1 protein-coding gene is annotated in these 570 nt (G+C 42.3%); it reads right to left on the bottom strand.

Annotated features, from left to right (window positions below; genetic code table 11):
- Positions 1-242: 242 nt before the first annotated feature.
- A partial coding sequence (locus tag H8706_RS12330; protein WP_316637267.1) for an LPD28 domain-containing protein occupies positions 243-570 on the bottom strand: 328 nt, incomplete at its 5' end.

Genomic DNA, 570 nt, shown 5'->3' with positions numbered 1-570 from the left:
AGTTTCAGGTGCTGATGGCAAAGCTGCCGGATACACATAAGGCAAAATGGTTTGCAGGAGCGGCGCTTAACACATCAGAACAGGCAATGCAGTCGGTTCTGTCAACCGCACTTTCAAGGCTGAACGCATTTCTCGATTCCGAAATGGAACAGATACTGTGCTTTGATACGGCATAAAAAACTTGACGGCTTTTAATTTTTCTGCGTCAAAACCTATGCTGATTTTTTCAATTTTCAAAGAAATCACATCCCCATTTCCAAATTATTTTCCTCTTTCGGCTCACAGTATTCTCTGACGAGTTCGTCATATTTTTCAAGATATTCACTGACGGAAAGCGTTTCGCCGAGGTAATTATAATCACTCTCGTCCATATCAATGCCCTCTGCCGTTGTGGATATTTTGTCTCCTACTTCTCTCGGCTCAAACCTTTCTTTGCTGATAACAGTTCCCCAATGATTAACCATAACTCTGTCTTTAAGCTGTGCCATATCACCCCTGCATTCATCATCGTGGCGGATATCATAATAGTTTACACCTTCTATCGGAAGGTTTCTGTTGAGTCTCTCACAG

The sequence above is a fragment of the Qingrenia yutianensis genome, from assembly GCF_014385105.1.
In the GTDB taxonomy this organism is placed as follows: Bacteria; Bacillota; Clostridia; order UMGS1810; family UMGS1810; genus Qingrenia; species Qingrenia yutianensis.
Note: the sequence above shows the minus strand (reverse complement) of the source record. Positions and strands in the feature narration are given on the sequence as shown.